Genomic DNA, 19,000 nt, shown 5'->3' with positions numbered 1-19,000 from the left:
CGGAGTGCCGAACGGCCCCAGCTTGGTTAATCTGGCCGCCACCGCTTACCGAGTACCGACCATGACCGCCTTGTCGCGCAAGCACCGCATCGAACAGGACCCCCGCTGGCAAGCCGTGCTCAAGCGCGATGCCAGCGCCGACGCCAGCTTTGTCTACGCCGTGCGCACCACCGGCGTCTATTGCCGCCCCAGCAGCCTGTCGCGCTTGCCCAAGGCCGAGAATGTCGAATTCTTCGACAGCGCCGAGCAAGCCGAAGCCGCCGGCTACCGCCCGAGCAAGCGCCTGGCCAGTGACCAGACCCAGGTCGCGGCGCACCATGCCACGCTGGTGGCGCTGGCCTGCCGGCAGATCGAGGGCGCCGAAACACCGCCCAGTCTGGGCCAGCTGGCGCAGCAGGCCGGCATGAGCAGCTATCACTTTCACCGAGTGTTCAAGGCCGCCACCGGGCTGACCCCCCGGGCCTATGCCAACGCGCAACGCTCACGCAAGGTACGCTCCCACCTGGAACGCGGCCAGTCGGTCACCGAAGCCCTGTATGACGCCGGCTTCAACTCCAACAGCCGTTTCTACGAAGCGGCCGACCAGTTGCTGGGCATGACGCCCAGCGACTACCGCGCCGGCGGCCCCAACACCGATATCCGCTTCGCCCTCGGCCAGTGTTCCCTGGGGGCAATACTGGTGGCGCAAAGCGCGCGCGGTGTGTGTGCGATTCTCCTGGGGGATGAACCCGGCCCGCTGCTGGAGCAACTGCAGGACAAGTTCCCCCGGGCCAACCTGATCGGTGCCGACCGCGATTTCGAGCGCCTGGTCGCCCAGGTAGTGGGGTTTATCGAGGCCCCGGCCATTGGCCTGGACCTGCCCCTGGATCTGCAGGGCACGGTGTTCCAGGAGCGGGTATGGCAGGCCCTGAGGAGCATTCCTCTGGGCAGCACCGCCAGTTACGCCGAAATTGCCCAGCGCATTGGCGCGCCCAAGTCCATGCGCGCCGTGGCCCAGGCCTGCGCGGCCAACAGCCTGGCGGTGGCCATTCCCTGCCACCGGGTGGTACGCAGCGACGGCAGCCTTTCGGGCTACCGCTGGGGTGTGGAACGCAAGCGTCAGTTGCTGGAGCGCGAAGCGGCCTGCGAGGCCTCGATGCCGATGTAGATCGCCACCGAATCGGCACTGGTGTAGACCTCGAAATCCGTGGCGAAGGCGCGCCGGACCAGGGGGTTGTCCTGGAAGTAGGCCCAGATCAGCCCCCAGGTCTGGATCACGCAATCGGGCATAGCGCCCTTGGCACTGAACACCAGGTAGTCCCCGCCCTGGACAGCCACGCTCGGGTAGTCGGCGCAGGCACCTTCCAGCGCCACGCCGGCGGTCACGTCGAAGTGCCCGCTGGCATCGGACTCGTAGTTGGAATAGACGCCATAGACGAACGAATCAGCCTGGCGAGGGCTGATCTTGTCGAACAGCCCCTCGACATAGAAGCGCTGCCACATCGGCCCGATCCGTGCGCTGTCGGCCTGTTGCTCGGCGGCGTTGAGGGTCCTTACTTGCAGGCCTGCAACGCTGAACGGCAGTACTTCACGCAGTTTTACATCCATGGTCAGCCTTCCTTGAGGGGTGCGATGAGGAAAAATATCCGCCGCAGTCTAGCGCCGGATCGAAGCCGCCGACAGCCGTCGGCAGCGGCCGCCGTATCGGTTGCAAAGGCCTGGAATCGAGCCCCGTGGAAAAGTCAGCTGGCCTCGGGGCGCCATCTCCTGATAAAAACCACGGGCTGCATCGTCTAAACCTGCCGACGGAGAATTCCCGCAAATGAGCCAATGGACTGATCGCCGCCTCTTAGACCTGCTGGGTATCGCCCTGCCCATCATCCAAGCGCCCATGGCCGGCCCCTCCGGCTCCGCCATGGTGATCGGCGCCTCCCGGGCCGGTGCTCTGGGCTCCCTGCCCTGCGCCATGCTCGACGCCGGGCAGATCCGTCAGGAAGTGCAGGTGATTCGCTCAGCCACGCAGAACCCGTTGAACCTGAACTTCTTCTGCCACCAGGTGCAGCCCGTCGATGCCGAACACGAGCAACGCTGGAAGAACGCCCTGGAGCCCTACTATCGCGAGCTGGGCGCCGACTTCGATGCTCCGACCCCGGTCAGCAACCGCGCGCCCTTCGATGAGAGCACCTGCCAACTGGTGGAAGAGTTGCGCCCTGAAGTCGTGAGTTTCCACTTCGGCCTTCCAGAGCCTTCGTTACTGGCCCGGGTCAAGGCCACCGGAGCCAAGGTGCTGTCCTCGGCCAGCACCGTCGATGAAGCGCTCTGGCTGGAGGAGCGCGGCTGCGACGCGATCATCGCCATGGGCTACGAAGCCGGCGGCCACCGGGCAATCTTCCTCGGCGACGATCTCAACAGCCAGGTCGGCACCATGGCCCTGGTGCCGCAGATCGTCGACGCGGTGCAACTGCCGGTGATTGCCGCCGGCGGCATCGGCGATGCCCGGGGCATCGTCGCGGCGCTGGCCCTGGGAGCCTCGGCGGTGCAACTGGGCACCGCTTACCTGTTCACCCCGGAAGCCAAGGTCAGCGCCGCCCACCACCATGCCCTGCGCCACGCCAAGGAAAGCGAAACCGCGTTGACCAACCTGTTCACCGGGCGCCCGGCCCGGGGCATCGTCAACCGCGTCATGCGCGAAATCGGCCCCATCAGCCCGTTGGCGCCGGCCTTCCCCCGGGCCGGCGGCGCCTTGATGCCGCTGCGTGCCAAGGACGAGGCGGACTTCGCCAACCTCTGGTCCGGCCAGGCCCTGCGCCTGGGGGTGGAACTGCCCGCCTACGAATTGACCCTGCGCCTGGCCGAACAAACCCTGGCACAACTGCGCAGACGCTGATTCACTAGAGCCGCGATCCACATCGCGGCCCGGGCAACAAGCGCTGGCAACAGAGTTCCGTTCATCGACAAATCGCTATATATTCCGCTATATAGCGATTCCCCCTCGCCTTGGTGCAGGCCCCTTCCAATAACTCACTGCCCAACGCATCCGTCCCCCCAATGGAGCTGTTTGATGAACCTTCGCGCCTCAGGTTTTGCCCCGACTTGCCTCGCCGCCCTGCTCGCTGTCTTCGCCCTGGGTTCGGCCCAGGCCGATGAAGTTCAGGTCGCGGTGGCCGCCAACTTCACCGCACCGATCCAGGCGATTGCCGCCGACTTCGAGAAAGACACCGGGCACAAACTGGTGGCCGCCTACGGCGCTACCGGGCAGTTCTATACCCAGATCAAGAACGGCGCGCCTTTTGAAGTCTTCCTCTCGGCCGACGACAGCACCCCGCAAAAGCTCGAAAGCGAAGGCGACATCGTCAAGGGATCGCGCTTCACCTACGCCATCGGCACCCTGGCCCTGTGGTCGGCCAAGGACGGCTACGTCGACGCCAAGGGCCAGGTGCTCAAGGACAACCAGTACCAGCATCTGTCCATCGCCAACCCGAAAGCCGCGCCTTACGGCCTGGCCGCAACCCAGGTGCTGGCCAAGCTGGGCCTGACCGACAAGGTCAAGGACAAGATCGTCGAAGGCCAGAACATCACCCAGGCCTATCAGTTCGTTTCCACCGGCAACGCCGAGCTGGGCTTCGTCGCCCTGTCGCAGATCTACAAGGACGGCAAGGTCACCAGCGGTTCGGCCTGGATCGTCCCGGCCCAGATGCACGACCCGATCAAGCAGGACGCGGTCATCCTCAACAAGGGCAAGGACAACCCGGCCGCCAAGGCACTGGTGGACTACCTCAAGGGGCCAAAAGCCGCCGCGGTGATCAAGTCCTACGGCTACCAACTGTAAATGAGCCTGTCGAGTGCCGATTTTTCCGCCATCTGGCTTACCCTCAAGCTGGCGTCCCTGACCACGCTGATCCTGCTGGTGGTAGGCACTCCGATAGCCCTGTGGCTGTCGCGCACCCGCTCCTGGCTGCGGGGGCCGATCGGCGCCGTGGTGGCTCTGCCCCTGGTGCTGCCACCCACGGTGATAGGTTTCTACCTGTTGCTGGCCCTGGGGCCGAACGGTTTCTTCGGCCAGTTCACCCAGTCCCTGGGGCTGGGCACCCTGACGTTCAGTTTTGCCGGCCTGGTGCTGGGCTCGGTGATCTACTCCATGCCCTTCGTGGTACAGCCGTTGCAAAATGCCTTTTCTGCCATTGGCAGCCGTCCCCTGGAAGTGGCCGCAACCCTGCGCGCCAACCCCTGGGACACCTTTTTCACGGTGATCCTGCCCCTGGCGCGGCCAGGCTTCATCACCGCCTCGATCCTCGGCTTTGCCCACACCGTCGGCGAGTTCGGCGTGGTGCTGATGATCGGCGGCAACATCCCCAACAAGACCCGGGTGGTTTCGGTGCAGATCTACGATCACGTCGAGGCCATGGAATACGCCCAGGCCCACTGGCTGGCCGGGGCCATGCTGGTGTTCTCGTTCCTGGTGCTGCTGGCGCTGTACTCCAGCCGCAAGACCAAAGCCGGCTGGAGCTGAGCCGATGAGCATTCACGTCAAGCTGCACCTGGGCTACCAGGACTTCGCCCTGGATCTCGACCTGCAACTGCCAGGGCGCGGGGTAACAGCCTTGTATGGACATTCGGGCTCGGGCAAGACCACCTGCCTGCGCTGCATCGCCGGCCTGGAAAAAGCCGGCCGCGGGCGCATCCAGATCAACGACGAAGTCTGGCAGGACAGCCAGCGCAAGCTGTTCGTCCCGCCCCACAAGCGCTCCCTGGGTTATGTGTTCCAGGAGGCCAGCCTGTTCGCCCACCTGTCCGTGCAAGCCAACCTGGAATTCGGCCTGCGGCGCATTGCCAAGGCACAGCGCCGGGTGGACATGGCCCAGGCCACTGAACTGCTGGGCATCGGCCACCTGCTGCAGCGCCACCCGCAGCACCTTTCCGGCGGCGAGCGCCAGCGCATCGGTATTGCCCGGGCGCTGCTCACCAGCCCGCGGCTGCTGCTGATGGACGAGCCCCTGGCGGCCCTGGATTCGAAACGCAAAAGCGAGATCCTGCCCTACCTGGAACGCTTGCACGACGAGCTGGATATCCCGGTGCTGTACGTCAGCCATTCCCAGGATGAAGTGGCGCGCCTGGCCGACCATATCGTCCTGCTCAGCGATGGCCGGGCCCTGGCCAGCGGCCCCGTGGGCGAGACCCTGGCGCGCCTGGACCTGCCCCTGGCCCTGGGTGACGACGCGGGCGTGGTGGTGGAAGGCCGGGTCAGCCATTACGACCCGGACTACCAGTTGCTGACCCTGCAACTGCCCGGCAGCCAGCTGACTATCCGCGTGGCCCACGAGCCTCTGGCACTGGGCAAGGCCTTGCGGTTCAAGGTCCAGGCCCGGGACGTCAGCCTGAGTCTGCAGGACAGCGAGCACAGCAGCATCCTCAACCGCCTGCCGGTAACGGTGCGCGACGAAATCCCCGCGGACAACACCGCCCATGTGCTGGTGCGTCTGGACGTGGCGGGCAGCCCGTTGCTGGCGCGCATCACCCGCTTCTCCCGGGACCAGTTGAGCCTGCACCCCGGGCAGCAACTCTGGGCACAGATCAAGGCAGTGGCCGTCCTGGCGTAACCCGCAGAGAAAATCGGCACCCTTGGCCGAGGCCGCGGTCCATGGTCTACCGGCCCGCACTTTGCCCAGGACCTGCCGCCATGCCCGACGCTTGCGATACTCCCGCCCTGCCCGCCGACCTGCACTACACCGACGACCGCCAGCCGGGCATCCGGCGGCGCAAGCTGCGGGGCAAGTTCGTCTACTACGACGCCCAGGGCCAGCGCCTCACCCAGGCCGCCGAGGTACAGCGGATCAACGCCCTGGCGATTCCCCCGGCCTACGCTGAGGTGTGGATCTGCCCCGACCCCAAGGGCCATCTGCAGGCCACCGGCCGCGACGCAAGGGGCCGCAAGCAGTACCGCTACCACCCGCGTTGGCGCGAAGTGCGCGACGGTGACAAGTACGCTCGCCTGCTGGCGTTCGGCAACGCCTTGCCCAAGCTGCGCCGGCAGTTGCAGGCGCAATTGGCGGTGCCCGGCTTCAGCCGGGAAAAGGTCATGGCCACCTTGATCCTGCTGCTGGATGAAACCCTGATCCGCGTCGGCAACAGCCAGTATGCCCGGGACAATCGCTCCTACGGCCTGACCACGTTGCGCAACCGCCATGTACAGGTCAGCGGCAGCGCCATCCACTTCCAGTTCCGTGGCAAGAGCGGGGTCGAGCACCAGATCACCGTCAAGGACCCGCGCCTGGCACGGGTGGTCAAGCGCTGCCTGGAGTTGCCTGGGCAGCAGCTGTTCCAGTACCTGGACGAAGACGGTCAACGGCACCACGTCAGCTCGTCGGACATCAACGCCTGCCTGCAGCAACTGACCGGAGCCGACTTCACCGCCAAGGACTACCGCACCTGGGCCGGCAGCGTCCTGGCCCTGGAGCGGTTGCGCCAGCAGCCTTGGGAGCCCCAGGCCGAGGCGAAGAAACACATAGTGGCAACGGTCAAGGAAGTGGCCCGGGAACTGGGTAACACTCCGGCGGTGTGCCGCAAGTGCTACATCCATCCGGCGCTGCTGGAGCGCTTCGTCCTCGGTGAGTTGGCGCAGTTGCCCAAGGCCCGGGCCCGCCAGGGCCTGAAGGCCGAGGAAGCGGGCCTGGCGAACTTTCTGCGGCGCCTGGCGAAGAAGGCCCAACCGGCCTGACGACGGCCACCTTCGAATTTGCGTACTTGTCAGTCAGAGAATTCTGAGGTTAGGCTACGCACCCTCTTTCCCGTCCAAGGACGATTGCCGACGTGAACAACTAAGCCTTCCAAAAATGTATCCGCGATGAGCACTGCTAGCGCTCATTGGCCTGTTGCCACATTTTCCGGAGGTGCTGATGACTCACGTCACCCGGCTGCCCGCACTGGTTTCCCTGAACCAGCTGACCTATCAATTCGCCAATGGCGAAACCCTGCTTGATGCCCTGAACCTGAGTTTCGATCGCCTGCCCACGGCCATCGTCGGGCGCAATGGCGTGGGCAAGTCCCTGCTGCTGCGCCTGATCGCCGGCGAGCTGCAACCCTCCTCCGGGAGCATCAGCCACACTGCCAGCGTGGCCTATGTGCCCCAGGACCCGCAGGTACAGCCGGGGCAGAGCGTGGCCCAGGTCGCCGGCCTCGCCGAGACGCTGGGCGCCCTGCAGCGCCTGGCCGACGGCAGCGCCAGCCTGGAAGACCTGCACCTGGTGGATGATCGCTGGGACCTGGCCCAGCGCCTGCGCCTGGCCCTGGATGAAGCCGGCCTGGAGCACGTGGAACCGCAGGGCCCGGCGGACGTCCTCAGCGGCGGCCAACTGGCCCGGGTGGTGCTGATCGGCGCCCTGCTGGGCAACGCCGACCTGCTGCTGCTCGACGAGCCCAGCAATCACCTGGACCGCCACGGCCGGCGCTGGCTGACGGAACAACTGCAAGGCTGGCGTGGCGGGCTGATCCTGGTCAGCCATGACCGCCAGTTGCTCATGCAGGTGCAACGCATCGTCGAACTCGGCCCCCAGGGCGCCCAGGTCTATGGCGGCAACTATGCGCTGTACCAGGCGCAGCGCCAGGCCCACAGCGAGGCGGCGCAGGCGGCGCTGGACCATGCGCGTACCCAGCGCAGCCGCGAGCACAAGCGCCTGCAACGGGAACACGACACCATCCAGCGCCACGCCGCGGCTTCGCGCCGGCACGCCAAGACCGCCAACGTCTCAGGCTTCGAACGGGCCAAGCTGCTCGGCGCCGCGCGGGACATCATGGGCCAGGTACGCCACGCCCATCAGGGGCACAAGAGCGAGCTCGACGAGCAGGTGCGCGACGCCTTTGCCCGGGTCGGCGCGCAGTCACCGACCTTGCTCACTCTGCCCGCCACCACCTTGCAGGCCGGCCAGCCGGTATTCAGTCTGCTGCAGGCGCAACTGCCCTGGCTGGACCCGCAAGCCCCGGCCAGCCGCCTCACCTGCAACGTCGTCGGCCCGGCGCGCATCGCCCTGGTCGGCCCCAATGGCTGCGGCAAGTCCACCTTGCTGAAACTGCTGGCCGGCCAGTTGCAGCCACTGAGCGGCGAATGCCGAGTGGCGGTAGCCAGTGCCTATCTGGATCAGCATCTGGCGCAACTCGATCCCGCACGCTCACTGCTCGAACAACTGGGCAACGCCGCCACGCCCCTGGAGGAAAGCGCCTTGCGTACCCGCCTGGCACGCCTGCAACTGGATGCCCGGCGGGTGCTGCAACCCTGCGCGCAACTGAGCGGTGGCGAGCGCCTGAAAGCCGCCCTGGCCCTGGCCCTGTGGGGCGGCAACCCAGCCCAACTGCTGTTGCTCGACGAACCCACCAACCACCTGGACCTGGAGTCGGTGCAGGCCTTCGAATGCGCCCTGCGGGACTTTCCCGGGGCCCTGGTGGTGGCCTCCCACGATCAGGCCTTTCTCCAGGCCCTGGCGCCGACCCATGAGCTGCAATGCTCGGCCCTGGGCTGGCACCTGAGGGAGCAGCAGCCATGAAACAGCGGCTTACAACGACGGGCCCTGCGCAGCCGCAGGCCCGTGCTAGATTCGCCGCCTCACAATCCATGGACAGGAGCGTCACGCCATGCAGTTCGGATACACCATCATCTACGTACCCGAAGTCGAAGGTTCCTTGCGCTTTTTCGAGCAGGCCTTTGGTTTCAAGCGGCGGTTTCTCCACGAATCCGGCACCTATGGCGAGCTGGAAACCGGCAGCACTACCCTGGCCTTCGCCGACCATGACCTGGCAGAAATGAATTTCCCGGCCGGCCATGTGGCGGCTCACTCCTCGCCCAGGCCCCTGGGCATGGAACTGGGGCTGGTCACCGCAGACGTGCAGGCGGCCCATGCCCGGGCCCTGGAGCACGGTGCCCGGGAACTGGCGCCCCCCACAAGCAAGCCCTGGGGGCAGACGGTGTCCTATGTGCGCTGCCCGGACGGCACTTTAGTGGAGCTGTGCACCCCGGTCGCGCCCTGAACGCCCGGAGGAGTTGAACGCTACTTGAGCCTGACGGCGGTGCCGGTGGCGAAGACCACTACCATGCCACCGCGCCCTGCCGGCATGCTGATCTCAAAATCCACGCCGACCACCGCATCGGCGTTGCACTGCCGGGCGCGCTCCTTGATTTCATTGGTGGCCTGTATCCGCGCTTCCTTCAGGGCGCGCTCCAGGGTCTGGGAGCGGCCGCCGAAAAAGTCGCGCATGCCGGCGAACAGGTCACGGACCACGTTGATGCCGTGGACCGATTCGGCGCTGACGATGTCCAGGTAGCTGGCAATTTCCCGGCCTTCGATATGGGCGGTGGTGGTGACAATCATGTGTTTCTCCCTTGAACGGACCACTCGCCCCGGCGCTTCGGGGCGGCAAAACCGGGGATGGTAACAGAGCCCGCCCAAGGCTTTGCCACAAACGACAGCCCCGCTCTGGAGCGGGGCTGTGGGTCACGGTTTCAAGGGACGTTCTTCATCCAGTTCCGACAGGCTTTTGCCATCATCCGGATGCTTCCAGGTCTGCGGAGGCGGCTCCTTGTGTTCAACCTCGTAGGGTGCCGTCTCATCGCTGCGTTCCTGCTCGTAAGGGCGTTGCTGTTGCGTTGCCATGCCCACCTCTCTTCCTGAAGGGATTTTTCACTCGCCTTAGCAGGTTAGAACAGATCTGCCGGGGGCTCGGGGTTTGCCGACAAAACAACGAACGTCGCCTGTGCCCTGCGGTCGTAAAAGAATGGAGACGCATCGAACACACGACGCGTGCTCCGTACTCACTCCGAAGGAGAAACGCGATGGTTACTCACTTCAAGGTCGCCGGGCATCTGGCCTGCGGTCATCACGGCACCCAACTGGCCTCCACCGGCGAACTGAACCGGGTCAAATGCCGCAGTTGCCGAAACACCGAGATCTACAAGGAGGCCCGACGCAACCAGCGCAATGCCGCTCGTCGGGCTGCACGCAAGGCCAAGGCCAGCCATGGCGGCCAACTCTGGCGTAACGCCTGGACCGAACGCCTGACCGCCCTGCCGGGCCTGCAGCGTCTGCCACGGGGCTTTCACGGCCAGCCCTTCGTCTGAAACCGAAGCACGCCAGCGTGCCGGCCGAGTACGGGACTGGGCAAGGCCGGCCCCCTGAGGCGCAAGATGAAACTTCTTTCACCCAGCGGCGAAAAAGCGCTGTGTATAGTCGCCTCGCTCATTCAAGCAACTACGTTCGCCCGCACTCCCCGCGGGCTTTTTTTTGCCCGCGGGAAAGTGCGTTGGCGGTTTTTCAGTCCTGCTCGAGTTCCTTGCAGTCCTTGAGCAGGGTTTGCTCCGTGGCGGTGTGGTCCGCCTCCAGGAACGAGAGCACCCCCATCTTGCCCTTGGTGTGCCAGCGGAAGCTGTTCTGCTCGTCGTCCGCCACGTACAGGGCGCCGGAAGCGGAACGCGCGATGTGCATGGGGATCAACTGGTCCTTGTAATACAGCGTGGCAAACGAGGAGCCGTTGTCGATGTTCAGGTAGGCGGCGTCGATGCGCACCTGCCCTTCACACTGGTAGCGTGCTACCTGGCTCTGGTAGGCCGGCTCGGCGGTAGTGGTCTGGGCAGCCTGTGCCAAGAGCGCCTGGCTTGAAGCCAGAACCGCGGCGCAGAGCATTGCAGGATGAGTTTTCATGGTGTTCCCCCAGTCGTTCAAAGATGCCCAATGGGACTGGCAGGGGCGTTTTTAGTTCAGGCTGATCAAGCCCCTCGGACCACGGTGCGGCAAAGCTCGAGATAGAACTGCGGGTCGGTGAGGAACGGGGTCGACAGTCACATCGCCACCGCGGTCTAGCGGCTCCGGGGGCGCTCCGGGAAACAGCTCCCGCTGATACCGCGGCCCCGCAGCCGCGAGCATCGCCCTGGACGCTGGCCCACCGACCGCCCCGACAAGGAAACCTCCACATGCCGGTAGACATCAGCACACTCGACATCGCCACCCCACTACCCACCTCGGCCAGCAACCCGCTGGCACTGGAGCTCAACGGCAACCTCGCCCTGGCCCAATGCCCGAGCGTGATCTCGCGCCTGGCAGATGGCTCGATACAACTGTGCGCGCCGACCCGGGGCGCGGCGAGCAAAAGCACCCATCGAACTCGCTGCGAGTGGAAGGAATCCCGCTACTGGGCCCTGAGCAGCGCCGCCGATCATTGGAACCGCCAGCAGATGACCCTGACCAAGGTCAACTCGGCGCAGAAAGTGGTGGTTGCGCAAATGCATGTACGCGATGACGTGAATCCGGCCGTCAAGGTGTTCTGGGACAAGGGCACCCTGACCTATGCCCTGCGCCAGAGCTTCAACGGCGCCGACCCCAGGCCGCTACCGCTGCTCGGCGGCGTCCCGCTCGACGCGCTGTTCCAGCTCAGCATCCACTGCACCTACGCTGGGCTGATCACCATCGGCGCCAGTTGCAATGGCCAGCAAGCCAGCTCTCCCCCGCACGCCCTGGACTCGACCTGGAATGGCCAGGTATTCGACTTTCATGGCGGGATCTACAACCAGATCGATTTCACCCCCAGCACTCCGGCGGAGGATGGCTCGGCCTGCATCATCAGCCAGCTGTCGCTCAGCCACGCCTAGCACCTGGCTTGGGCGTTGCCTTGCGGTAGTCACGCCGTCCGGGTGCTCCTGGCACCTTGTCAGGAAGGTACCTGCTCCTCGCTGCGATCACGGGGCATCAGGGCCAGGTAGTCGGCCAGCGCATCCCCGGCCAGGGGCTTGATCATGATCCGCACCTGGTGCTGCAAGCGCCCCAGCTCGATCCCGTCACGGGTACGCACTTGGGCATAACCGCAGGCATTCCAGAAGCCCTGTGCCCGGGCATTGTCCTGGACCACGCTCAAGCGCAGCCAGCGTGCGCCCTCGCCCGCAGCCCAGGCCTCCAGCTCAGCGTGCAACTGCCGGGCAAGGGAGCTGCCGTGGCAGGGGGTAGCCAGCATGAACAGGCCTATGTGCCAGACTCCTTGTGCCAACAGGTCGGTGACAATGCTGACGAACGCCAGCAGGCGCCCTTCACTGTCGAAGTAACCGATTTTCCACTTGTGGGTGTAGGACCAGCCCGCTGGCAGTGCATCATCGATCTCGTCGCGCGCCTCGTCCGGCTGCGGCGCTGCACCGTGGACGATATGGAAATACTCCGGGTTCTCGACAAAGAAACGCTGCAACAGAGCTGCGTCATCCAGGGTGATTTCCCTGGGCGCGAGCCCGGTTGCTGATGACGGCAGTAGCCTTGATTGCATGCTGTGGAGCCCCTGGAAAACACTAGGCCGGCAGGTCGGCGACGGATCCTAGCGTCCGGCCAGGTCCTGACGACAGAGTTTATTTGTTGGAAAAATGTGTACCGCCCAGCGCTCGCTTCACAGCGGGCCGCCCTCGCCGCTTTGTTATGATCGGCCCTCACCATGCCCAGCGTTTATCCAGCAGGCCCGCGCCTGCGTTACCCGCGGAATCCAGCCCATGTCCAATCCCTTGTCTTCCCCTGGCTACCAGCGGCTGCTGGCCCTGCAGCAACGCATCCATGAGTTCACTCGGGAGCAGGCCGCCGAGCACGACGACACCGGCGAAGACCCCGCCGGCCCATTGTGGGCCAGCGACTACAACTACCTGGCCCTGGCGCCGATGCGTGACGGCCTGCATCTGGAGTACTACGGCGAGCTATGGGACGAGCCCTTTGCCTGGACCCTGGAATGCCTGGCAGAGCAGAGCGTGGCGGACACCCTCAGCTCGCTGCTGTTTTCCGGTGCCGATGAAGGCGCGAACGGTACCCGCGAGTGGGAGTTCAGCCCCTTGCTGGACAGTGCGGTGCAATTTCCCCGCCTCAGGTCATTGGCGATTCGCCCCACCGAACCTCAGGACCATAACGTTTCGTTGATCCAGAAGGCCGGCACCATCATGGAAGAGGCCGGTGAAATCGCCCGCTGGGTAGCAAAGACCCCCTACCTCAGCGAACTGACCCTGCCCAATGCCCCCAACGCGGACTTCTTCCAGGTCGACCTGCCACACCTTGCGCAACTGCGTATCGGCGCCCATTTCGACACCCAGGGTTTTATCGACAACCTCGCAGGCTCCAGCAACCTGCCGCGGTTGAGCAGCCTGGATTTCAGCGAATCCAGCGCACTTCAGCAAAGCTGGGCAAAAGACCGCGAGGAGCACGCCATCACGTCTTTTGCCAGCTATGAAAGATTGTTTGCCAGCCACGCGTGCGAGCCATTGCGGGCGCTGCGCTTGCGCAATACCTGCCTGAGCCTGGAACAACTCGAAGCCCTGCAGCGCCAGCGACCCAAACTGCCGATCATGGTGATCCAGGCCACCACTGGCGGTTACGTGAAGAATTTCGCCCGGCAGGTATTTCCCTGGCAGCACCTGGTGCAGCCCGACCCGGGCAGCGATGAGCCTCAAGGCTAAAGCCAAGATTGATTGGCCACCGTCTCGGAGCAAGCGGCTCTTGGAACGCTATGCCAGTGCATATGAAGAACTCATCGAGTCTTTGAAATCACGTCACTCATGTATTGATTCAAATCGCGAAAATCCTTAACGCTCCAAGCATGCGGGGGCACCTTCACACCGTTCTCCCGCAAAGTTCTGGGAATCAAGTCTCCATTGGGGCGCAGTATTACCGACGACACAATCACACCCGGATACTCATTGAGTCGCTTTTTGAAAGCAGGGGTCGTCAGATCGGGTGTAGGAGGATTGCTCTTATTGGCCAGCGGCCCAGTTCCCTTGATATCGGCGCCGTGACACATGGCACATCGTTGCACATAGAGACTCTTGCCATTGGTGTTGTCCGCAAAGGAAAGCGTTGCTTGAATCAGCATGAGCCCTCCCAGCAAAGCGATGAACAATGCGTTTATTTTCATTTTTGCATCTGGCCTTATTGTAGAAATCAAATCCCGGAGGCAGCACAGCAACGCTCTGACTCACATCTGAAACGAGAGTCTTAGTCAGCAATAAACATGTGTTTGCCAGAGGTGAACTTCAGCTCAAACGCAGTTCCGCATTTCCTATGCACCCGCGGGGTGGGAAAACACCCCAAAAAAACTGTGTATGCAACCAGCGTTATGTGTCCGGCGCTCTATCTCTCCTGCCCAGAAGGATCCAGATCCGTGCCAGGAAGAACAGCCTCCCCCATCGCACACGCCGATGCATGGGTTGAAGCGTGCCGCAGGCGAATACATCCGTTAAGTACTACTGGGGGCTTCTCGGAGGTAGTCCTCCATACGCTTAAACCGCTCCGCCAACCTTGATCTCGGCACCTTCGAGCGGGCATTCCCCAACAGCAGACCGCACCAGCCCTGGCCATAAGGGCTGGAGGGGTAATGGAACCGTAAATGCGCTGTAGGATTACTGCAGGAGGTTAGGCTGGGTGGGAATCAGGTCCTGAATTTGAGCACAAGAGTAGGTGTTGGAGTAGTCATGGAAACGTGGCTTTATTTCGGCGCCATAGGTCACGCACTGGAACGCCGACGAACCTTTTTGCAAGATCAGAAAGTGCACCAGGCCGACTCGTGCTGGCGCCTGGTAGGCCGCCTTGACTTCATAGCCGCTACGCAGCAACTCGCTCACCGGAGTGGTGTCGTCCGCCAGGGAGAATGGGCTAGCGCCTACAAGGCCCAGCAGGGAGATGCTCAGGGAGATTTTTGCAATACGCTTGGTGATTGGCATGAATCCGTCGTCCATGAATGGAAAATGCCAAGTTACCTAAATTCAGCAACCCCGTCACGATCCCGGCCCGATCGAATTGCAGAATTTAGCGACCTGTGGAGCAGTTTGAACAGTCCAGCCCCGGATGCGATCAGCACCCTATGAAACATGCCAATTGGCGCTCGTCCTGGCCGGTGCAGGCCGTTCAACAATCCGTTTGAAACACCCCGGGCAGTCGAGCGCAGAGCCGCCTCACCTCGATAGTGGCTGGAGAGACGTGCTTCGTTCATTTATCCAGATTCAATAGTTCCTGCATCCGGTCCCCTATCATTCCCCGCAACCACGCAGCATGAAACTCCATCTCCTCCAGAGAAGTGCCCTCGGCCAATCGATATACGAACTCCTTGCCCCTCGGCCCCTGGCACACGACACTAAAATGGCCATCGCGGTCATAACTGGCGAGCACGTAAGGGCAGATACAAATGATGTCGCTAAATGGCACTTGCACTTCGGCGGGCTTGCGAGCGCGACGGGTGACCGTGAGAGTAAGCAGTTGCTGGTTTTCATCGAACGTGAAGGCCAGCACTCTAGATGCAGAAAAAATCCACGCGAAGACCAGCCCCATGAGCACAACAGACCCACACAGGAGCAGGATGAACGACGACGTTGTGAGGCTAGACCCATCGCCGCTCGGTTCACCTGGCATCGCTTCGAACCCGAGTAGGAGCAGTAGCGTCAGCACCAACCCCGGCAACAACCCAAGCACCACAAAGCAGAAACCCAAAATGGCCGCCCCCGTGCTTCCAATGGTCAGCAAGTCCGGGCCGCGATGCCAAACAGGTGGGTGAACGGCAGGGCTCTCAGCGCTTGACGCAACTAGAGGTGTTGCGATGCGGTGAGGTGGACTTTGACTATCCATCTAGCAGGTTCCAGAGATGTAGCGTAGACGGTACCACTACTGCCAGATAGTTCGGCCTAGAGTTACCAGGCTTTTTTCACCACCTCTACTTGCGAACTTCCCCCAAAGAACCACCGGCAAATACCTGGCGATCAGGGCGCCAACAAATAGACGCACATAGCGGATTCATCGATGCTGAAGGGGCGCAAGCCCTTCTCTGCCGCAAGAGCATGCCAAGTATCCGAGCGCTGAGTTGATTTACCCGCCTACTCGACAACTAGTGACAGTGTGATCTATCACTCAAGATCAAGTTGCCGCCATGCTATCCGGCACACGCTCTTGCTCGCCTGATCAAGTAGTAGGCGATCCCCAAGGCAATGATTGCGGGCCCCACGTTATCGAGCTTTGTAGCACCATCGGCCAAATGTCGCCCGGCCTGCACGAGCATGAGGACAGCACCGACATACAGGATCGCCACCTTAAAACGCTTCCAGCTCATTTAGCCCTCCCGCTTTGGAGATGACCGAACAGTGCACGCGCAATCGCAAGGGCAAGAAGGTCTCACCCACAAAGTGAATTGCGGAGCAGTATTTGAAGTTGCGAATTGATTCAGAGTAAGGCTCACTCAAAAAACCGTGCAAGCCCTTGAAATAGATGGTGCCCGAAGCCGGAATCGAACCGGCACGCCCTTACGAGCGGGGGATTTTAAGTCCCATGCGTCTACCAGTTTCGCCATTCGGGCGGTAGCGCGATAACGCGGCACTGGAACATTCAATCGGCATCAGGCCGTCCAGTGCTTGAAGCAGGGAGTGGAATATATACATCCAGTCCTTGTGAAGCAAGGTCGAAGCCGGCAAAAAAGCCCGGTTCCCGACTCGCTGTCGAGGGTAAAAAAACACGGTAAATCAGAGATCTACAGCGTCATCCCGAGGTTCAACCAGGGGCCGCACGGCCTCTCGCCAATTCCCTCAGCGGCGGCAAGACTAACATGGCGCCATAAGCCAACCAACTGATTTTTAAAGACTTATCCTGAAATGACAGCCTCGGACGAAGCTCCTGCCAGCAATGTCCAGCAAGAGCTTCCTCCCCGGGCAGCCCTCAAGCTTGCGCGGAAAAACTCAAGGAGAGCTTGAGCGCGTCGTCCTTGGCGACCGCCTGCTCGGCCTCCAGATGCGCTGCGAACTCCTGCTCCACCGGCGCCTCGGGACCTTTGACTTGAGCAACCGAGCGGTTGTGTTCCAGTACTTTCGAGAGTTGGGCGTAGCTGTAGTTGGCGGGAGGCGTATTGCCGATGTTCATGAAGACCTTCCTTGAATGGGTAAAGACCAAGCCAGGTGCAGAAAGCCTCGAGCACCGCCCGAGTTGCGCACCCTTGGGTGAAAATGGCGAGGGAGGTTAACAGCTATAACCAGAAAGACGTACATCAAGCGCCTGTGGAGTTCGCCCAGTACAGATGACCTCGCCATCCATGAACCGGTAAAGAGTCATAGATACTGGGCGAACGCTGTAACGCTATGCCCTCGCAATGACATGTTCAACTGTCAGCAATACGCGCCTCCCCGCCCCCTCAGCCGGCGTAGTGGGTGAAGGCCCCGGCAAAGGCTCGGCGCCCTGCCCGCAATTCGGTACGCAGCTCGCCAATCAGATTGGAGATGTCGCGCACGCTGGTGAGTTCGGCAGTGGAGACACCGGTGAGCAGCAAGTCCACCCGGCCCGACTCTGCATCGTAGATCTTGATGGTCAGGGAGCCGTTGGGGTTCAGGGCGCAGGCGCAGGACAGCGGGAGAAAGCCGGACTCCAATATGTGGCAAAGCTCGCTGGTAGAGAGCATGGCTTCTCGCCTGTATGGGGGAGGTGAAGTTCGCCCGTTCAGGATAGGCCTGTATGCGCGTTTGTGTATCAGAAAAAACACAGAGAAATGTTAACTACCCCGCAGTTATCGAATGCCTGCGCAATGCCTCAGCGCTTCGAAATGATGAAGGCTTGTGCATGGCCGGGCTGTTTTTTTTCGTGGCGACTCTGTAGTTTCCACAACATGAACCCGATCCCCCGGCCTGGCCTCGCAGCGATTATTACCCCCTTCATCAGCAAGGTGGGCTAGCGGCCGTCCAGGCTGTCAAGAACCCGCCTCGGAGGCGGGGTTGACCACCACTCTTCTGAGGCAACTACCCCAGGAGAAAACCATGAAGCACTCATCACCCGCCGTACTGCATTTACTGTGCGGCAAGATCGCCTCGGGCAAGTCCACCCTGGCCAGGCAGCTGGCAGAGGCGCACGGCAGCGTCCTGATCTCTGAAGACCAGTGGCTGGCAGGCCTGTATCCGGAGCAGATTCATTCGATCGCCGACTACCTGCTCCACGCCCAGCGCCTGGCAAGTGTGCTGGAACCGCTGGTGATCGCCATGTTGCGCGCTGGAACCTGTGTCGTCCTGGACTTTCCCGCCAATACCGTCGCCCAGCGAACCTGGCTGCGAGCGCTGGCGGACCAGGCCGGCACCCCTCATCAATTGCATGTACTGGATGTGGATGAAGCCCAGTGCAAGGCAAGGCTGCGCGAGCGCAATCGTCTGGGCGATCACCCGTTTGCCGCCAGCGACGAGCAGTTCGAACGGATTAGCCGCTACTTCGTGCCGCCTCAGGAGGAGGAAGGGCTGCACATCGTCCGGCACTAGGCGTATCGGCAGTCACGGTCGGGTGAGCCAGGTGCCCGATCGTGAATCCTGTGCATCCAGCCCATGGGGAAAAAGCGGCCCGTGACAAATTCCAGGCAAAAAAAAGCCCAAGTAGCTGATGGACACTTGGGGCTAAAAATGCATAAACCGTGGTAGGTGAACGCAGGGCTATAGTAACGGAATCGTACATTCTGTAACAACATATTTTGAGAAAAAAACCACAAATAAAATCACCTAAGTCATTAAATATCCACACTTTTTTTGAGTCTTTGGATTTCAGGACAGGTTTCTGGAAGGCCTCCATCAGTGTTGGAGCCGCGAAAAAAAGGTGCCAGCCACGCACCTACGATGCTTCCTGAAGCATTCAACAAAATAGCGTTGAAAATTCACAGAATCGCAACAGACAGATAACAGCAGCCACCTTAAATTGCCGGCACCCGTCCGAATGGAATGTGCCGGTATGAATGAATTTCTTGATGCCCTGCCCTTGCTGCTCTGCCTGACGACCTTCGCCTGGTGCTGCTGGGGCTAGAGCCAGCCCGCCCTTCGACCGCGACCACCGCCCGCCCGCGCGCGCCAAACGGGGTGCCCGTGGCTGTCGAGGACTGCAGCTCCGACGACGACGATGAGGGCAACGAGGCCGGCGGCGGGTCGAATTTTTCGCGCCAGGCGCGGGCTTCCTCCCATTTGGTCAAGGGAGTCCATGCGCTGGACGGCAGGCTGGAGAGTTTCCAATTCGCCAGCCGGTCCTGATCATCGAAG

At 62.4% G+C, this 19,000-nt stretch carries 22 protein-coding genes and 1 tRNA gene; 12 read left to right on the top strand and 11 right to left on the bottom strand.

Annotation, left to right across the window (positions count from 1 at the left end; genetic code table 11):
* Positions 1–61: 61 nt before the first annotated feature.
* Positions 62–1,147 (top strand): bifunctional DNA-binding transcriptional regulator/O6-methylguanine-DNA methyltransferase Ada, encoded by a 1,086-nt coding sequence (ada, locus tag ACUXVH_RS14925; RefSeq protein WP_011061691.1) that lies wholly within the window; start codon positions 62–64, stop codon positions 1,145–1,147.
* Here the strand turns inward: ada and ACUXVH_RS14920 are convergent.
* On the bottom strand, positions 1,099–1,587 hold the full coding sequence (locus tag ACUXVH_RS14920; RefSeq protein WP_065364217.1) for a GyrI-like domain-containing protein: 489 nt from the start codon (positions 1,585–1,587) through the stop codon (positions 1,099–1,101). The genes ada and ACUXVH_RS14920 overlap by 49 nt on opposite strands.
* Positions 1,588–1,801: 214 nt before the next feature.
* On the opposite strand from ACUXVH_RS14920, the gene ACUXVH_RS14915 reads away from it, so the two are divergent.
* The 7 genes from ACUXVH_RS14915 to ACUXVH_RS14885 all read left to right on the top strand — a co-directional run bounded on the left by ACUXVH_RS14915 (position 1,802) and on the right by ACUXVH_RS14885 (position 8,994).
* On the top strand, positions 1,802–2,866 hold the full coding sequence (locus ACUXVH_RS14915) for an NAD(P)H-dependent flavin oxidoreductase (RefSeq protein ID WP_015635893.1): 1,065 nt from the start codon (positions 1,802–1,804) through the stop codon (positions 2,864–2,866).
* Between the two features lie 174 nt (positions 2,867–3,040).
* Positions 3,041–3,808: a molybdate ABC transporter substrate-binding protein gene (modA, locus tag ACUXVH_RS14910; protein ID WP_011061694.1), complete on the top strand. Its 768-nt coding sequence runs from the start codon at positions 3,041–3,043 to the stop codon at positions 3,806–3,808.
* Complete coding sequence (gene modB, locus ACUXVH_RS14905; protein ID WP_015635894.1) at positions 3,809–4,489, top strand: molybdate ABC transporter permease subunit; 681 nt, start codon at positions 3,809–3,811, stop codon at positions 4,487–4,489.
* 4 nt (positions 4,490–4,493) lie between these two features.
* Entirely contained in the window at positions 4,494–5,576 is a 1,083-nt protein-coding gene (gene modC / locus ACUXVH_RS14900; protein WP_065364218.1) for a molybdenum ABC transporter ATP-binding protein, read from the top strand.
* A gap of 80 nt (positions 5,577–5,656) precedes the next feature.
* Positions 5,657–6,694 carry a DNA topoisomerase IB gene (locus ACUXVH_RS14895; RefSeq protein ID WP_065364219.1) on the top strand — a complete coding sequence of 346 codons (1,038 nt, stop codon included), beginning with the start codon at positions 5,657–5,659 and terminating at the stop codon, positions 6,692–6,694.
* 178 nt (positions 6,695–6,872) lie between these two features.
* Positions 6,873–8,513: an ABC-F family ATP-binding cassette domain-containing protein gene (locus ACUXVH_RS14890; RefSeq protein WP_065364220.1), complete on the top strand. Its 1,641-nt coding sequence runs from the start codon at positions 6,873–6,875 to the stop codon at positions 8,511–8,513.
* An 88-nt stretch (positions 8,514–8,601) separates the two neighbouring features.
* Entirely contained in the window at positions 8,602–8,994 is a 393-nt protein-coding gene (locus ACUXVH_RS14885) for a VOC family protein (RefSeq protein ID WP_019094154.1), read from the top strand.
* A 20-nt stretch (positions 8,995–9,014) separates the two neighbouring features.
* Here ACUXVH_RS14885 and ACUXVH_RS14880 read toward each other — a convergent pair whose 3' ends face one another.
* Positions 9,015–9,335, bottom strand: coding sequence for a YbjQ family protein (locus ACUXVH_RS14880; protein ID WP_011061700.1), 321 nt, complete (start codon positions 9,333–9,335; stop codon positions 9,015–9,017).
* Between the two features lie 123 nt (positions 9,336–9,458).
* Positions 9,459–9,617 carry a hypothetical protein gene (locus ACUXVH_RS14875; protein ID WP_011061701.1) on the bottom strand — a complete coding sequence of 53 codons (159 nt, stop codon included), beginning with the start codon at positions 9,615–9,617 and terminating at the stop codon, positions 9,459–9,461.
* A 179-nt stretch (positions 9,618–9,796) separates the two neighbouring features.
* On the opposite strand from ACUXVH_RS14875, the gene ACUXVH_RS14870 reads away from it, so the two are divergent.
* On the top strand, positions 9,797–10,081 hold the full coding sequence (locus ACUXVH_RS14870) for a hypothetical protein (RefSeq protein WP_065364221.1): 285 nt from the start codon (positions 9,797–9,799) through the stop codon (positions 10,079–10,081).
* Between the two features lie 193 nt (positions 10,082–10,274).
* On the opposite strand, the gene ACUXVH_RS14865 is transcribed toward ACUXVH_RS14870, so the two are convergent.
* Positions 10,275–10,661: an MliC family protein gene (locus tag ACUXVH_RS14865; RefSeq protein WP_019094152.1), complete on the bottom strand. Its 387-nt coding sequence runs from the start codon at positions 10,659–10,661 to the stop codon at positions 10,275–10,277.
* A gap of 269 nt (positions 10,662–10,930) precedes the next feature.
* Between ACUXVH_RS14865 and ACUXVH_RS14860 the strand changes: the two genes are divergently transcribed.
* Positions 10,931–11,605: a polysaccharide lyase family 7 protein gene (locus ACUXVH_RS14860; RefSeq protein ID WP_065364222.1), complete on the top strand. Its 675-nt coding sequence runs from the start codon at positions 10,931–10,933 to the stop codon at positions 11,603–11,605.
* A gap of 59 nt (positions 11,606–11,664) precedes the next feature.
* Here ACUXVH_RS14860 and ACUXVH_RS14855 read toward each other — a convergent pair whose 3' ends face one another.
* Positions 11,665–12,264 (bottom strand): GNAT family N-acetyltransferase, encoded by a 600-nt coding sequence (locus ACUXVH_RS14855; RefSeq protein ID WP_011061704.1) that lies wholly within the window; start codon positions 12,262–12,264, stop codon positions 11,665–11,667.
* A gap of 217 nt (positions 12,265–12,481) precedes the next feature.
* Here ACUXVH_RS14855 and ACUXVH_RS14850 point away from each other — a divergent pair, with 217 nt between their 5' ends.
* Positions 12,482–13,429, top strand: coding sequence for a hypothetical protein (locus ACUXVH_RS14850; protein WP_065364223.1), 948 nt, complete (start codon positions 12,482–12,484; stop codon positions 13,427–13,429).
* A gap of 71 nt (positions 13,430–13,500) precedes the next feature.
* On the opposite strand, the gene ACUXVH_RS14845 is transcribed toward ACUXVH_RS14850, so the two are convergent.
* The 6 genes from ACUXVH_RS14845 to ACUXVH_RS14820 all read right to left on the bottom strand — a co-directional run bounded on the left by ACUXVH_RS14845 (position 13,501) and on the right by ACUXVH_RS14820 (position 17,397).
* Positions 13,501–13,884: a c-type cytochrome gene (locus ACUXVH_RS14845; RefSeq protein WP_072441558.1), complete on the bottom strand. Its 384-nt coding sequence runs from the start codon at positions 13,882–13,884 to the stop codon at positions 13,501–13,503.
* A gap of 484 nt (positions 13,885–14,368) precedes the next feature.
* Positions 14,369–14,689: a hypothetical protein gene (locus ACUXVH_RS14840; protein WP_041774282.1), complete on the bottom strand. Its 321-nt coding sequence runs from the start codon at positions 14,687–14,689 to the stop codon at positions 14,369–14,371.
* A 265-nt stretch (positions 14,690–14,954) separates the two neighbouring features.
* Positions 14,955–15,587 (bottom strand): hypothetical protein, encoded by a 633-nt coding sequence (locus tag ACUXVH_RS14835; RefSeq protein ID WP_019095839.1) that lies wholly within the window; start codon positions 15,585–15,587, stop codon positions 14,955–14,957.
* A 634-nt stretch (positions 15,588–16,221) separates the two neighbouring features.
* Positions 16,222–16,308: transfer RNA gene (locus ACUXVH_RS14830), tRNA-Leu, on the bottom strand.
* 356 nt (positions 16,309–16,664) lie between these two features.
* The gene (locus tag ACUXVH_RS14825; RefSeq protein ID WP_015635906.1) at positions 16,665–16,865 is read right to left on the bottom strand and encodes a hypothetical protein; all 201 of its coding nucleotides are present in this window, start codon (positions 16,863–16,865) and stop codon (positions 16,665–16,667) included.
* A 268-nt stretch (positions 16,866–17,133) separates the two neighbouring features.
* Entirely contained in the window at positions 17,134–17,397 is a 264-nt protein-coding gene (locus ACUXVH_RS14820) for a DUF1652 domain-containing protein (RefSeq protein ID WP_015635907.1), read from the bottom strand.
* A gap of 352 nt (positions 17,398–17,749) precedes the next feature.
* On the opposite strand from ACUXVH_RS14820, the gene ACUXVH_RS14815 reads away from it, so the two are divergent.
* On the top strand, positions 17,750–18,238 hold the full coding sequence (locus tag ACUXVH_RS14815) for an AAA family ATPase (RefSeq protein WP_015635908.1): 489 nt from the start codon (positions 17,750–17,752) through the stop codon (positions 18,236–18,238).
* Positions 18,239–19,000: the final 762 nt, after the last annotated feature.

This window comes from Pseudomonas sp. 8(2025) (assembly GCF_052665325.1).
Note: the sequence above shows the minus strand (reverse complement) of the source record. Positions and strands in the feature narration are given on the sequence as shown.

Coding starts and splice junctions, on each gene's coding strand:
- ada (WP_011061691.1), top strand. CDS start 62: ATGACCGCCTTGTCGCGCAAGCACCGCATCGAACAGGACCCCCGCTGG.
- ACUXVH_RS14920 (WP_065364217.1), bottom strand. CDS start 1,587: ATGGATGTAAAACTGCGTGAAGTACTGCCGTTCAGCGTTGCAGGCCTG.
- ACUXVH_RS14915 (WP_015635893.1), top strand. CDS start 1,802: ATGAGCCAATGGACTGATCGCCGCCTCTTAGACCTGCTGGGTATCGCC.
- modA (WP_011061694.1), top strand. CDS start 3,041: ATGAACCTTCGCGCCTCAGGTTTTGCCCCGACTTGCCTCGCCGCCCTG.
- modB (WP_015635894.1), top strand. CDS start 3,809: ATGAGCCTGTCGAGTGCCGATTTTTCCGCCATCTGGCTTACCCTCAAG.
- modC (WP_065364218.1), top strand. CDS start 4,494: ATGAGCATTCACGTCAAGCTGCACCTGGGCTACCAGGACTTCGCCCTG.
- ACUXVH_RS14895 (WP_065364219.1), top strand. CDS start 5,657: ATGCCCGACGCTTGCGATACTCCCGCCCTGCCCGCCGACCTGCACTAC.
- ACUXVH_RS14890 (WP_065364220.1), top strand. CDS start 6,873: ATGACTCACGTCACCCGGCTGCCCGCACTGGTTTCCCTGAACCAGCTG.
- ACUXVH_RS14885 (WP_019094154.1), top strand. CDS start 8,602: ATGCAGTTCGGATACACCATCATCTACGTACCCGAAGTCGAAGGTTCC.
- ACUXVH_RS14880 (WP_011061700.1), bottom strand. CDS start 9,335: ATGATTGTCACCACCACCGCCCATATCGAAGGCCGGGAAATTGCCAGC.
- ACUXVH_RS14875 (WP_011061701.1), bottom strand. CDS start 9,617: ATGGCAACGCAACAGCAACGCCCTTACGAGCAGGAACGCAGCGATGAG.
- ACUXVH_RS14870 (WP_065364221.1), top strand. CDS start 9,797: ATGGTTACTCACTTCAAGGTCGCCGGGCATCTGGCCTGCGGTCATCAC.
- ACUXVH_RS14865 (WP_019094152.1), bottom strand. CDS start 10,661: ATGAAAACTCATCCTGCAATGCTCTGCGCCGCGGTTCTGGCTTCAAGC.
- ACUXVH_RS14860 (WP_065364222.1), top strand. CDS start 10,931: ATGCCGGTAGACATCAGCACACTCGACATCGCCACCCCACTACCCACC.
- ACUXVH_RS14855 (WP_011061704.1), bottom strand. CDS start 12,264: ATGCAATCAAGGCTACTGCCGTCATCAGCAACCGGGCTCGCGCCCAGG.
- ACUXVH_RS14850 (WP_065364223.1), top strand. CDS start 12,482: ATGTCCAATCCCTTGTCTTCCCCTGGCTACCAGCGGCTGCTGGCCCTG.
- ACUXVH_RS14845 (WP_072441558.1), bottom strand. CDS start 13,884: ATGAAAATAAACGCATTGTTCATCGCTTTGCTGGGAGGGCTCATGCTG.
- ACUXVH_RS14840 (WP_041774282.1), bottom strand. CDS start 14,689: ATGCCAATCACCAAGCGTATTGCAAAAATCTCCCTGAGCATCTCCCTG.
- ACUXVH_RS14835 (WP_019095839.1), bottom strand. CDS start 15,587: ATGGATAGTCAAAGTCCACCTCACCGCATCGCAACACCTCTAGTTGCG.
- ACUXVH_RS14825 (WP_015635906.1), bottom strand. CDS start 16,865: ATGAACATCGGCAATACGCCTCCCGCCAACTACAGCTACGCCCAACTC.
- ACUXVH_RS14820 (WP_015635907.1), bottom strand. CDS start 17,397: ATGCTCTCTACCAGCGAGCTTTGCCACATATTGGAGTCCGGCTTTCTC.
- ACUXVH_RS14815 (WP_015635908.1), top strand. CDS start 17,750: ATGAAGCACTCATCACCCGCCGTACTGCATTTACTGTGCGGCAAGATC.